The following is a 12,501-nucleotide window of genomic DNA, read 5'->3' as shown; positions in this document are numbered from 1 at the left end:
GAAGGTTATATTTAAGCTATGGGTTGGTAACTGACTTTCGCTTTTTGCTGCCCTCGTACATAACATACTTGACCAAACGTGCTTCTAGGTGCCCGTTAAATACCTTTATTTTTCGGGAAGGTCTTAACCCCACGTGCTTTAGTGCTTCTAGATTAGCCGTAATAAACCATGCATCGGTTCCCGGATAGCTCTGTTTCAAGGTATCCCCCAACTCGGCGTAAAAGGTTTCCATATCTAGGCGCAAACGTTCTCCATAGGGTGGGTTGAAGAGCATATGCAATTTACCATCGTTACACTTTTCGGTATCAAAAAAATTCTTTCGCTCGATTGTGATATACTCTGAAAGGTTGGCATTGTCGATATTCTCCTGCGCTTTGCGCACGGCAGAAGGAGCCTTGTCGTATCCGACTATCTTATGGTGGAATTCCCGTGTCTTGTTCAAGCTGACTTCCACTATTTTTTGAAAAAGTTCTTCATCGAAATCCGTCCATTTTTCAAAAGCAAATTGCTTCCTATTTATGTTTGCAGGAATATTGCAAGCAATCATGGCAGCTTCGGCCAAGAAGGTACCGCTACCGCACATAGGATCTAAAAAGTCACATTGGCCTTCCCAACCACTCAGCAATAACAACCCAGCTGCCAATACCTCGTTGATGGGAGCAATATTTGTTGCCGTTCGATACCCCCTATGGTGCAACGAGCTCCCGGAAGTATCTAGTGAAACATTGCACTGTTCCCCTTGAATGTGGATGTTGATTCTCAGATCTGGAAACTTGATATCAACATTGGGTCTACGGTCTACGACCGCCCTAAATTTGTCGACAATGGCATCTTTCGTTTTCTGGGATATAAAAAGTGAATGTTTGAAATTCTCCGAATTGACCGTAGCATCGACAGCGAAAGTCGCATCGACCTCAAAATAGGATGGCCAATCGATAGCATAGATTTTTTTATACAGGTCGTTTTCATTGCGTACCGTAAATGAGCATATAGGCTTTAAAATTTTGATGGCGGTTCTCAAGCAAAGGTTCGCCTTATACATAAACCCCGTATCTCCTTCGAAAGATACATTTCTTACCCCCATTTCAACATGTCCACCACCCAGTTTGCGAATTTCCTTGGCCAGGATTTCCTCGAACCCGAATAAGGTCTTAGCGACCATTTTGAAATTATTAGCCATACTGTGTTTTAAAGTTGAGCCAAAAATACAGTATTTTAGCCGGAGAAGTAAAATGACCGAATCATCTTTCATAAATGGGGCCCGCTTTAAACGTTTTTCTCGATGCCCGAGGTTTCTGATAATGGCGGTTTTTCCATAAAATTTTGAATATTTTAATTGGCCATTGACCCAATGGCTTTCATCTATGAATTACCTCTTACCTATACTTGCCGTCATTTTAAGTTTCGTCTTTGTTTATTGGGTCAGACCCAAAAACAGAAGCCATTTTAAACTTCTTCTTGCCTTCAGCGGTGCATTTTTGTTGGCCTTAACCATTTTTGAACTATTCCCTTCGGTCTATAAGCAATCGGATTCCAAGATTGTCGGCATTTTTATTATGCTTGGGATATTACTCCAGATTTTCTTGGAGTTCTTTTCAAAAGGAGCCGAACACGGCCACGTACATCTCAGCAGAAGCCAGGTCAGCTTTCCTTGGTTATTATTTATAAGTCTTTGCATACACTCTCTATTAGAGGGTGTTCCGATCGGCACCCATCATAAAATGCTCTATGGTATTCTAGTACATAAGATACCCATTGCCATAATCTTGAGTATCTTTTTATTAAATTCAAGAATTCGATTGGTGAAAGCCATTTGGTTTATTGTTCTCTTTTCCCTAATGACTCCCATTGGAAGTTTAGCTACGGAACATCTTAGTTTTATCACAGCCTACTACACCGAGATCACAGCTTTGGTAATCGGTGTTTTCTTACATATTTCTACGGTCATACTTTTTGAAAGTTCTGAAGGTCATGGTTTTAATCTTCAAAAAATAGTGGCGATTTTCCTAGGCGTAACCATTGCATATCTTCTTTAAATGTTCAGTAAATCGGAATCGAAACAAATTCGCCAAGAATTTTGGATTGCTTTTGGCAAATCATATCCCAAGAAATGGATACTTTACAATACCAAGATAAAAGGTCTTGCCTTTAAATTTCATTTTGATGTTAAAAAGGCCTTGGTTTCCTTAGATGTCGAAACCGATGACATTGAAAGGCGTATCATACTTTGGGATAAATTATTGGCCCTAAAAAGTATTCTGAAGTCGGAAGATTTTTTACCGGAAGCACATTTCGAGGATGCCTTTGTACTGGACAATGGCAAGGAAATATCAAGAATTTTCGTCCGAAGGGAAAAAATATCCATACATAATAAAAATACATGGCAAGAAAGCATGCAGTTTCTTAGTACGCACATGCAGCGTTTCGAAGACTTCTTTTTAGCCTACCGCGAGATACTAGAAATTTAAGGACGTTCAGTCCTGTTGACAAAAGTTAGCCCTAAAAGCCTAAGTAGACGAAAAACCAATGGCAAATTGCTCCGGCCAATACAAACAGGTGCCATATAAAATGATGGTAGGGAATGCGTTCCCAGGCATAGAAAATTATGCCCAACGTATAAAAAGCGCCCCCACCCATTAAAAGCACGATGCCCAAAGTAGTAGAAGCCTCAGCCAATTGGCGATAATCGAATACTATGAGCCATCCCATACCGATATATAAAAGCAGGGAAATATATTCGAACCTACCTGTATAAAAAAGCTTAAAAAGCGTGCCAAAAGCAGCTATAGCCCATATCTGGTAAAAAAGTCTCCAACCATTTTCTCCACCCAATGCTATAAGTGCAACGGGGGTATAGGTTCCGGCAATCAGAAAATAGATATTAATATGATCGGCAATACGCAAAAGCCGTTTTAATCGCGGGTCTGCGACCCAATGGTACATGGCAGACACAGAAAACATGGCTATAAGACTCACGCCGTATATAACAAAGGCAAAGGTCGAGTAGGGTTTCGTATGCTCCTGCTGGTTTAACAATACAAATAAACCCACTACCGCCAACACGGAACCAAGAAGATGCGAGAGAGCGTTTAACCGTTCTTCCCCGGGTCGTATACGCTTGCTGCCCAAGTCAAACATTTTGGTATGACTTCCTTACTTGACGATTAGTTTGATCCGCATGGTTTTGGAATGTCCGGGAAAAGTGCAAACAATCCAATATTCACCGGCCTCACGAGGTACCTGAAAATAAATTCGCTCTTCATTACCGGGTTGTACGATTCCCGTGTGATACAACACCAAATCGGTATCTGGCACGTAATTTAAATCGGCCCCGTCAAGACCGAGTTCCAAGGCCATATTCCCCACTTTATCCGCTGCATTGTCGTCGTTCGTCGTTACCACAAGATTATGCAACATATCGTCATTGTTTCTGAAGAGTACTTCCAACTTGGTATTGCGCTCGACGACCAGCTCAGAAATATCGTATTTCAGGCCCGGTTTGGTTCCCACGACTACTTGTCTATCTGGCCCATTCTGCCATGTCAATGGCATTTCATTGGTTCTCTTTGGCTGCGATATTCCTTTTTTGGCCTGGTTCATACGCTCCGTTGGCGGTGATTTTAATTGCCCCCCAGGTACTTCATTGAGGGTGTAATAAGCGGTATCGTGCAATAAAGCTTCACCGCTAACTGACTTCAATCCTTGTACTTTTAATTGATGTATGAAGCCTAAACGCATTCCATGTACGATCAATTTGGCCGTTAGTCCGTCCTCGGAAACTTCAACAGCATGTACCATACCCTTTTGCTGGTCAACAATAGGGCTCCCATAGGTATTGTGGTACAGGTAATTAAAAGTCGTGACCATGTAATTTTCCGGTTTCTCCGCAGTGGCCTTTTGTACGGGTTTGGTAAACTCCAATAAAAAGCCGTCGGATTGAGCCTTCATTTCCTTTATTTCAAAAGGTGTTCGGCCTGACCACACCAGGCGTTGAAGACCATAAGGTTCTTTACCTGTGGACGACCAACCTCGGCTGGTCATACCGACGAACATACTATGATCACTACCCCATATCATTCTGAGGATGCCCGATGAAAAGCCTTCGACAAAAGGAAAGGCTGCCCCTTGGTATACGCCGTTGATTTTTTCCATAAAAACACGCATAATTTTACTATGTCCTTGGTCACCCACAAACATTTGGCCCTCGAAAGGTCCAAACTTTCCACCCGTAGTGTCGTAAAGAATATCCGAGGTCGAAATCCCTAAAATGGTATGTGGAAACCAAATGGCCGGAGCCTTGAGTTCAGGTACTTTCTTAGCATATTCATAAAGGCTCAAACCCGATTGCTCTTCAATGTCAGACATTTTAAGTTTTAAAGGAGATTGGGGATCATCGGTCCAAACCAACCCTTCAGGATTTCCGGCAAAATCTCCTTTTTCAAGATGTGTCATCCTTCCGGAACCTACCCAATCACCCTGATTCTCGGTATAGAAAACATCACCATTGGCATTCAATGTAAACCCAGCAGGTGAACGTAGACCGGTTGCGATGGGGGTCATTTCCCCTTCGGGGGTAATTTGCAATAACCAGCCCCGCCATTTTGCCAAGCTTGCCCCATGCCCTATCCATGAAAGGTTCAGGGTCACTAACATATCCCCATTTTCCAAAAATTTAGGTCCATATGAATAATCATGATAATTTCCCGATAATGGCCAGGAATAAATCGTTTTGTAGAGATCGGCAACGCCATCACCATCTTGGTCCTCCAATCTGGTAAGTTCGCCTCTTTGGGAAAGGTAGAAGCTGTTATCCCTATAATTTAGTCCAAGTGGTTCGTGCAATCCCCGAGCGTATCTACTATACTTAGGATCTTTGCTGTAAGGCCTTTCGATCAACCAGATATCTCCCCTTCGGGTAGAAACTCCCAATTTGTCATCATCGGTCAGCACCAACCCTCCTACCTCTAACATAATATCATCAGGAATGGGCACATCGACTATTCGGTAATATTTGGATTCTTTGTCAGCCATATCGGACTGTGAAAGAATAACCTTTAAGGGAGTTAAGAGAAGAAAGACTACTATAAATCTAAAGATAGCTTGCATACTGTGTTGTTTACCAAATGATATTGTATTCGACATGTTGTTCCCCTGCTGGAATTTTTACGAGTAGCTCGTCTTTTCCGGAAGATTCACGTACTATCGGTTGAAGACCGCCACTATTTGAAAAATCTATATAATAACTTTCATCATTGACTATATAGGTACCATCCGGAAGTTGTTGAATAGACTCCCCAATAGCGATGTTATGCCATATCGTTTCATTGCCTTTAAAGCGTATAGTTCGCTTAATAATTCTTTCCACGCCTGAAGGAACTATCAAATCTGAGATCTTATTATCACCTAATTGATAGGAAAACATCGGCATTCCATTATTCATTATACTATAACCCAATGATTTACTATTTGCTCTCTCGGAATCCGTGTCCGGCCACTTACTGGCCTCATCTTCCAAAATTGCGAAGTCGGGGCCTCCGTAAAAGGTAAGTGTAAATCCGGCAGGTCGGGCCAGTTGTTTTTCACCCCGTGATAGCCACATATCGGTCGCATCCAAAAAATCGCCGTTCCAGGCCTTCAACAACGAGCCTGTTGAAAGATCGTACGCAAAATGTACTCCTCTTGGTGTGCCGACAGAAATACAATGGGTACGTTTATACCCATTTTGCATCATAAAGCTTCTTTGGGCGATGGGTACATCACCTACTTCGATCATGATTTTTTCTTCCGGTCTGGAGCCTCCTATAACCAAAGAGTTTTTGGCCTGTAAGGCATGCTTTTGAACGCCAGGGCCTTCGACTTCAAGGCTAAAGCCCGTGGCCCAAGATCGAGGCTTATTATAGATTAGGGTAAATGGGATGTCCCCTTTATCTAAGTTAACTTTTCCGATACCAAGGGAATCTAAATTGTAATCTCCGTTCATGTTGACCACCGTATCATGGTCAACCAAAAGAATACCTCCTCCCCGATTAATCTTGAAATCGAAAAGGTATTCCCCTGTAGTAGGAACTTCCATCTGTCCGGTATATTTTAGAATCCCCTGTTGGGTTTCTCCGGAAATCATATTCGCCGATATTGAATCTGCCCTTATCTGACGAATAGGTACCAAACTATCTAATTTAGGCAAATCTATTTCGCCATTCTGAAACTCGGTCATGCTCATATTTTTCAGGGCCACGCTACCAGCGTCATAGCGTTTGTATGTAATGTTTTTTAAAGCTACCGCTCCGTGATCCCCTTGAATCATAAGGGGTCCCTTGGCCGCTTCATCATTAAAGGCAGCAGCTCTGGTAGGCCCCGTTACCTCCGCATTTTCGTGAATTAGCATTCCATTCAGCCATACCTTTTCAAATTCGGCATTTTTGACCTTATTTCCCTTATCATCGAATTCAGGGGCATGGAATATTATTTTTAACCGTTGCCATAAACCAGGTGCTTTCGCCGCGTTGTATAAAGGTGCTATTCCTTCAAAACCTTCTTTGTCTTTTCCTCTAGCCTCGTCCCAACGTTGGTAAATACCACCTATATCGCTATGCTGGGGCTGTGCGACCCCCCAGCTGTCAAAAAGCTGTATTTCGTACCTTCCTTGGAAATAAAGTCCGGAATTGGAACCTTTTGGAAGGAGTACATCAAGCTCCAATTCAATATCTCCATGTTCAAATTTGGTAAGAAGGTGGTCTTTGGAACTGTCTTCAGGAATATTGATCAAAACCCCGGTACCCTTTGAAAAGCTAATATCACCGTCTTTAGTTCGGTTCACCGTGGCGTTGCCCACTACTTTCCAATTATCGGAAACGTCCCTAAAAGCACTTAAATCCTTCAGTTCGATTTCTTGAAAGGGTAAGTAATCTAGTGGAAGCGTTTTGGTTTCGACAATGCTCGTTTCTTTGGGCTTTTCCGAGCATGAAAGCAAAAGGATTCCTGTCAAGGCAAATAGTATACTAATTTTCATTCGTTTAATTTAGTCAATAATTATTGAGTATTATTAGCTCATGATCAGCTTGGGTCATATCTTTCTCGTTATACGGTACGGGGCCTCAACCATTCAATCAAGGCAGCCACGGCCAAACTGATAAACAGTACGATTTCAATTTCAAGAGCGCCCATTTTAGAGGGTACTACGCCTATTTTTGCGAAAATAAAAATGAGCAAAGCCAACATGGTCACGATAGGCATCAGAACTGAAAGCTTTTTAGAACTTAATATACCTACCAAAATCATTGGGGCCATCATTGCGGTTCCCGTAAAACTGGTTCTGGCCAAAAGTACAAGATGTTCCGTACTGACTATTGAAAAAACCAGTGCCAACAAACCGAATATTAGTATAAAAAAACGGGTAATAGAAACGGCTTTTTTGTCATCGAGAGTCAATAATGATCGTAACTCCGAACCCAATGCAAAAATTTGCGAATCGGACGTCGAAATGGCCGCGGCTATTAAGCCAATAAGTCCCAAAGCAGCGATGCCACTTGCTTGATCATACAAGAGTACATGGCCTATAAAATCTTGTGTGGAAGCGTCACTGTAGCGTACAGCCCCATACATCCCCATAAAAAGTGTGGGTAATATTATCAGTATTGCGACAACACCTAGACCAATGGCCATTCTACGCAACGAAGTACTACTCTTCATAATAATGACCCTTGTTGAAATTTGTGGTTGTGTGAAAGGTAAACAGATAATGGCGATTGCCGAAATTATAAAGAATTGTGCCGTGAACAATCCTTTTGGCCCAGGCACGGACAATAATTTTTCATTGACCGACCCCACCTTGTCGAACATCGATTCGATACTTCCAAAGTAGTCGATACAGTTCCAACCAATAATCCAAATGGTTATAAAAAGGAGAATGCCTTGCAAGGTATCGTTGTACATAATTGCCCTAAGTCCTCCGGTCTCACTATAAAGCACCATTATTGCAACGATAATCAAACTCCATGACCAAACGGGAATAGCGTCGGGAAAAGCGGCGTTTAGGAATATAGAAATACCGCTGATTTGAACTGCTATATACGGAATCAAAAAGACTACCGCGCCACCGAAAAATACATATCCGGCCAACTTCGATTCGTACATGGCCACCATAAGCCCTGACATACCCTTAAAGTCAAGTTTTCGTGCTCTTTTTCTCAATATTTCACCGATTCGAATAAGTGCATACACCATCATGGTATCCGACACAGCAAGAAAAATCCAGGCACCCACCCCATGATTTCTAAAAAAATCAGGCATTCCTACTACTGTAAAAGCACTGAATAAAGTTGCCGCGGTCGTAAATAGCCCGATTACAAAACCGATATTTCCGCCGCCCAAAAGATAATTTGAAGTGGTCTTTTCCTTTACGCGAGTGCGTCTGACCAAAAAAATCAGAATCCCCAAGTAGATAACCCCTGCAACAATAAATTTAGTCAGCATTTTTGTTTTCTTTATTTAGGGTCGACACCGCATAGGCCAATACTACATATAAAATACTGACAAACAAGCCCATCCACATCGTGTAGGGTATTCCAAACATATAGGGTGCACTCTCATTTTCAGGAATAACCAAAGGACTGAAAGAAGCGATAAAAACAATAATCGCTAAACTATCTAAAATTCGTATTACTGTGGAACGATGTTTCCTCATACTCAACTTTTTATAATCTAGGAATTGAAAGACCTCCATCAACCCTTACCACTTGGCCGGTAGTGTAAGGCAATCTCTGTTCTACCAAGGCAGATACTACCTTTCCGACATCATCGGGAGTTCCAAGTCTAGGTTGAACAGTAAGTCCTTCTTCTATTAGTCTTTTGTATTTCTCGAGCACTGCAGCGGTCATGTCTGTTTCAATAATCCCTGGTTGTACTTCATAAACGGGAATGTCAAAAGTGCCTAACTTAACGGCGAATAGTTTGGTCATCATACTCATACCCGATTTTGAAATACAATATTCCCCACGATTGACGGATGCAGTAGTAGCGCTTATAGATGATATATTCACGATACACCCCTCAAAACCGGAATCTTCCTTTTTGTTCTCAAGCATATGAACAGCCACCTTTTGGGTTAGAAAAAAGGGACCTTTTAAATTAATATTCATTACCCTGTCATAGCTTTCCTCGGTCATATCCAGTAAGTCGACCCGGTGTTCAGGAGCCACGCCAGCATTATTTACAAGCACATGAAGTTTTTTGAATTTTTTCATCAGTTCGTTCCAAATTTTTTCACGCTCTTGATCCAAAGCAATATTTCCCTGACAATAGATAACCCTGTTACCGAAACTTTTTAATTCTTCAAGTACATCGCTCACCTGATTTTCATCACGTATTCCATTGATGGCCAAATTATTTCCAGCCTTTGCCAATTCTTTGGCGATACCTAACCCTATTCCGCGAGAACCCCCTGTTATCAAAATATTCCTCTTCATAGCCTACTCTCTTTCTTATACTCTTTCAATGTAGTCGCTTCGGGCATCTTTTTATAATAGGAATCCAGTGGAAAACAACCAGAAAGCATCCCTATTCTTGGGGCAGTTGTACAATCTGAAAAAGTTCGGCAAATATTTCCCCTAGATAAGGTATTACCCTGTAAAACATCTTCGGGCAACCGGGGGTAGCTCAACACCATTCTTCCCAAACCGATAAAATCGGCCATATCGGCTTCAACCACGGCCTCAGCAACATGGGGCAACCATTCTTGAAGGTACGAATAAGCAGAACCGATTATGGTAAGGTTAGGAAACCTTTTTTTAATTTCATGGGTTATATGTATTTGCCTTGCCACCCCTACAAGTGGATCTTCAGGGGGCAAATAACCATCAGAGGGAGGAAAGATAGCAGGTCGTGTAACGTGGGGTACGTAATAAGGGCTTCCGGCGGTTATACAGACCAATTCTATACCCATTTCTTCAAACTGGCCCAGCATTTCAAAAAGCTCACTAAGGTCGATTCCAGTTCCTGTACCGTCACCACAAAAAGCTTCCTTATAATCGCCATCATTATGTTCAGGTACCCCTGTATTATTCTTATCTTTCTTAAAAGGAATAAAGTCGAATGCGCTCAATCTTACGCCGACTTGAATGGCACTGGTCTCTTTTATCCCATTGACTACCGATTTTAGAAATCGCATTCGATTCTCTAAGGTACCTCCATACTTGCCTGCACGAGAAGTCGCACTAAGAAACTCGTGTCCGAGATAGCCGTGACAGTGTTTAATATCTACAAACTGAAAACCTGCTTCTTTTGCAAGACCTGCCGCCTTCACAAAATCATCGACCAATTGATCAATGTCGGCATCTGTCATTGGAATATGGTCTTCGGGAAGGTGAAACTTCCGATCCAGCACCGAATGTCTATAGAGGGTCTGGGGTTTTCTGACCCTGTCTTCATCAGGAACTGAAAATCGTCCTGAATGCGTGAGTTGCAAGCCAATGAGCAGGTCAGAAGTTTTACCATATTTGGCCTTGTGATCGGTAAGTAAATTGTTATGGAGTTCTTCGAAGGCGGGAAGATTCTGCTCATTAATCATCAACTGGTTAGGATTCGCTCTTCCGTCATGCCTTACCGCTACGGCTTCACAGCCCCATAATAATTTGGCTCCGCTAATGGCAAAGTTATGCCACCTTCTTTTTGTATGTTCCGTTGGAAGTCCGTCTAACGTACCATCCCACCCCTCCATCGGAAGAATACAGAAACGGTTCCCAATAGTCTGGCCTGATTTTAATTGAAAGGGGGTTGCCAAATGTAATCGGTCTACTGCTGGAAGTTCTCTTTTAAAGGGTATATCGGTTTCCAAAAGGGATAGATAATCCGTAAAATCATCGGCTGTCTTTAATTGCGCGATACGGGTAAACTTTGGTTTTGATTTGGCCATCAGTCGTGTGTAATATCTTTAAAAAAAGTATAATAAGAATCTCCTGTTATAACCTCTTTTAAATAATGAGCCAACTCCCGAATGTGATAATCCCCCCACATACAAGCCTCACCGTTTGGAATTTTACTGTGCTCAGGAATATGGTCCCATCCGTTGGGACGATGATAAATCGTATGTAAGAGCAAACCTTCATGTGCCAGGTCAGAGCTTAGATAAGGTTCATCCAATAAGGTGTGGGCTACCGTCAGACCGGCGGACCAGTATGTATCCGCATCAGGGTTGTTCTCATTTCTAAGGTAATTTCCTAGCCGAAGCAGTCCCTGCGCACCTATGGCCGCTGCGGAGCTGTCTACGGGTTCGAAATCGTTGAATGGATCAGCAGTTGTCTCTCTCCAATTTCCTAAATGCCGCAGACCTGGTGCTCCGGTATCCCAATATGGAATTCCATCGGAGGCGGTGTTTTCGATATAAAAATCACAGGTCGCCCTTGCTGCCTTTAAAAAAGTATCTTGAAGGTACTTCTTCCCCCCTAAATCATTGAATTCAGGACAATTTTCTTGGCTTTGTAAAAATTCAAGTTGCTCGGCGAATCCCAGCATTGCCCAACTTAATCCTCGGGTCCATGTAGAGAACCCACTATATCCCTGTTGGGTCGAAGGAGAACGGAAATTTCCGTCGTTTACGTTAAAAATGGCTTCGTGGGCAGTGCGCCCCCAAACGTCATAAATATCTCGGTTCTCCCCGTAATAAATCGAATATTTAGCAGTACTTAGGGCATGTTGATACGCTCTCTTTAGCAAATTTATTTTGATATCATTTTCACCAGATGCATGATGCTGTAATAGGTGACCTGCCACTAATATCCTTATGGTTCGAATAGTATCCACGAACAGGGAATGGGGCCCATTGAACGAATAGAGGTAGCCACCGTCGGGCGTTGATGTCCAACGCTGCGCCTGTACAGAGGCAGAAAGCTTTAAGGCAAGAATGCAGAACTCTTCCAACCATTTATCCTTTGCTATTTTCCCTTCCCTTATTAATCGCAATAAGTTACCATATGTACTCAAATTATTAAAACCATGATCATGGACACCAAAATGACTTACATGGGAAGTCATTTTAGTTTTAATGTTTTCAATGGCCAATTCCAAGAAGGAAGTATCTCCAGTAGCATTGAATTGAAAAAGTTCGGAGCCAAACTGGAATCCCTGTGTCCAATCCGTCCAACTTCTAGGAGTGTAGACACCTTTTACGGTCACCACCGGCGATCCTTGAGCATCCTTTAAGGAGGCTGACATGCTCTTAAGTTTAGCCCCTGACAAAGACCATAGGTTATCTATTTTATCGTTAAGATGTTGGGGTTCAAGGTCAAAGCGTATATTCATGGTTTACTTTGGTTGGCAAAGTTGGGTTTTTCATTTTCAGAGCAATTTACTCTAGGCCTAAATATATGAAAAAACGTGAGATTGGAAAGAACCCTAACAATAGGACAAAAAAAAACCCGATACTTTTCAGTATCGGGTTTTTCGAAGAAAGGCGGCATCCTACTCTCCCACCTGGTGTGGCAGTACCATCGGCGCTGGCGGGCTTAA

The 12,501-nt window shown here is 42.3% G+C and carries 11 protein-coding genes; 2 read left to right on the top strand and 9 right to left on the bottom strand.

Features of this window, described 5'->3' with window-relative positions; genetic code table 11:
* Window positions 1-16: 16 nt before the first annotated feature.
* Complete coding sequence (locus tag F2B13_RS00055) at window positions 17-1,180, bottom strand: THUMP domain-containing class I SAM-dependent RNA methyltransferase (RefSeq protein ID WP_149276866.1); 1,164 nt, start codon at window positions 1,178-1,180, stop codon at window positions 17-19.
* A 184-nt stretch (window positions 1,181-1,364) separates the two neighbouring features.
* Between F2B13_RS00055 and F2B13_RS00050 the strand changes: the two genes are divergently transcribed.
* A complete protein-coding gene (locus F2B13_RS00050) occupies window positions 1,365-2,036 on the top strand; it encodes a ZIP family metal transporter (protein WP_149276865.1) in 672 nt (223 codons plus the stop codon).
* The gene (locus F2B13_RS00045) at window positions 2,037-2,468 is read left to right on the top strand and encodes a DUF4268 domain-containing protein (RefSeq protein WP_149302569.1); all 432 of its coding nucleotides are present in this window, start codon (window positions 2,037-2,039) and stop codon (window positions 2,466-2,468) included.
* A 31-nt stretch (window positions 2,469-2,499) separates the two neighbouring features.
* Here F2B13_RS00045 and trhA read toward each other — a convergent pair whose 3' ends face one another.
* The 8 genes from trhA to F2B13_RS00005 all read right to left on the bottom strand — a co-directional run bounded on the left by trhA (window position 2,500) and on the right by F2B13_RS00005 (window position 12,294).
* Entirely contained in the window at window positions 2,500-3,129 is a 630-nt protein-coding gene (trhA, locus tag F2B13_RS00040) for a PAQR family membrane homeostasis protein TrhA (protein WP_394348950.1), read from the bottom strand.
* Window positions 3,130-3,153: 24 nt separating this feature from the next.
* The gene (locus F2B13_RS00035) at window positions 3,154-5,106 is read right to left on the bottom strand and encodes a sulfocyanin-like copper-binding protein (protein WP_149276862.1); all 1,953 of its coding nucleotides are present in this window, start codon (window positions 5,104-5,106) and stop codon (window positions 3,154-3,156) included.
* A 10-nt stretch (window positions 5,107-5,116) separates the two neighbouring features.
* The gene (locus F2B13_RS00030; RefSeq protein WP_149276861.1) at window positions 5,117-7,009 is read right to left on the bottom strand and encodes a 3-keto-disaccharide hydrolase; all 1,893 of its coding nucleotides are present in this window, start codon (window positions 7,007-7,009) and stop codon (window positions 5,117-5,119) included.
* A gap of 68 nt (window positions 7,010-7,077) precedes the next feature.
* The gene (locus F2B13_RS00025; protein ID WP_149276860.1) at window positions 7,078-8,472 is read right to left on the bottom strand and encodes a sodium:solute symporter family protein; all 1,395 of its coding nucleotides are present in this window, start codon (window positions 8,470-8,472) and stop codon (window positions 7,078-7,080) included.
* Window positions 8,462-8,683, bottom strand: a complete 222-nt coding sequence (locus F2B13_RS00020; RefSeq protein ID WP_149276859.1) for a hypothetical protein — start codon at window positions 8,681-8,683, stop codon at window positions 8,462-8,464. The genes F2B13_RS00025 and F2B13_RS00020 overlap by 11 nt, the downstream gene beginning before the upstream one ends.
* Window positions 8,684-8,693: 10 nt before the next feature.
* Entirely contained in the window at window positions 8,694-9,464 is a 771-nt protein-coding gene (locus F2B13_RS00015) for a 3-ketoacyl-ACP reductase (RefSeq protein WP_149276858.1), read from the bottom strand.
* Entirely contained in the window at window positions 9,461-10,909 is a 1,449-nt protein-coding gene (locus F2B13_RS00010) for an oxidoreductase (RefSeq protein ID WP_198439863.1), read from the bottom strand. The genes F2B13_RS00015 and F2B13_RS00010 overlap by 4 nt, the downstream gene beginning before the upstream one ends.
* Window positions 10,909-12,294: a glycoside hydrolase family 88 protein gene (locus F2B13_RS00005; RefSeq protein ID WP_149302567.1), complete on the bottom strand. Its 1,386-nt coding sequence runs from the start codon at window positions 12,292-12,294 to the stop codon at window positions 10,909-10,911. The genes F2B13_RS00010 and F2B13_RS00005 overlap by 1 nt, the downstream gene beginning before the upstream one ends.
* Between the last annotated feature and the right edge of the window lie 207 nt (window positions 12,295-12,501).

The organism is Pareuzebyella sediminis, assembly GCF_008367235.1.
In the GTDB taxonomy this organism is placed as follows: Bacteria; Bacteroidota; Bacteroidia; order Flavobacteriales; family Flavobacteriaceae; genus Pareuzebyella; species Pareuzebyella sediminis.
Note: the sequence above shows the minus strand (reverse complement) of the source record. Positions and strands in the feature narration are given on the sequence as shown.

What these genes read in the sequence shown, in the direction of transcription:
- F2B13_RS00055 (WP_149276866.1), bottom strand. Translation starts at nt 1,180, where the DNA reads ATGGCTAATAATTTCAAAATGGTCGCTAAGACCTTATTCGGGTTCGAG.
- F2B13_RS00010 (WP_198439863.1), bottom strand. Translation starts at nt 10,909, where the DNA reads ATGGCCAAATCAAAACCAAAGTTTACCCGTATCGCGCAATTAAAGACA.
- F2B13_RS00025 (WP_149276860.1), bottom strand. Translation starts at nt 8,472, where the DNA reads ATGCTGACTAAATTTATTGTTGCAGGGGTTATCTACTTGGGGATTCTG.
- F2B13_RS00035 (WP_149276862.1), bottom strand. Translation starts at nt 5,106, where the DNA reads ATGCAAGCTATCTTTAGATTTATAGTAGTCTTTCTTCTCTTAACTCCC.
- F2B13_RS00015 (WP_149276858.1), bottom strand. Translation starts at nt 9,464, where the DNA reads ATGAAGAGGAATATTTTGATAACAGGGGGTTCTCGCGGAATAGGGTTA.
- F2B13_RS00020 (WP_149276859.1), bottom strand. Translation starts at nt 8,683, where the DNA reads ATGAGGAAACATCGTTCCACAGTAATACGAATTTTAGATAGTTTAGCG.
- F2B13_RS00050 (WP_149276865.1), top strand. Translation starts at nt 1,365, where the DNA reads ATGAATTACCTCTTACCTATACTTGCCGTCATTTTAAGTTTCGTCTTT.
- F2B13_RS00030 (WP_149276861.1), bottom strand. Translation starts at nt 7,009, where the DNA reads ATGAAAATTAGTATACTATTTGCCTTGACAGGAATCCTTTTGCTTTCA.
- F2B13_RS00005 (WP_149302567.1), bottom strand. Translation starts at nt 12,294, where the DNA reads ATGAATATACGCTTTGACCTTGAACCCCAACATCTTAACGATAAAATA.
- F2B13_RS00045 (WP_149302569.1), top strand. Translation starts at nt 2,037, where the DNA reads ATGTTCAGTAAATCGGAATCGAAACAAATTCGCCAAGAATTTTGGATT.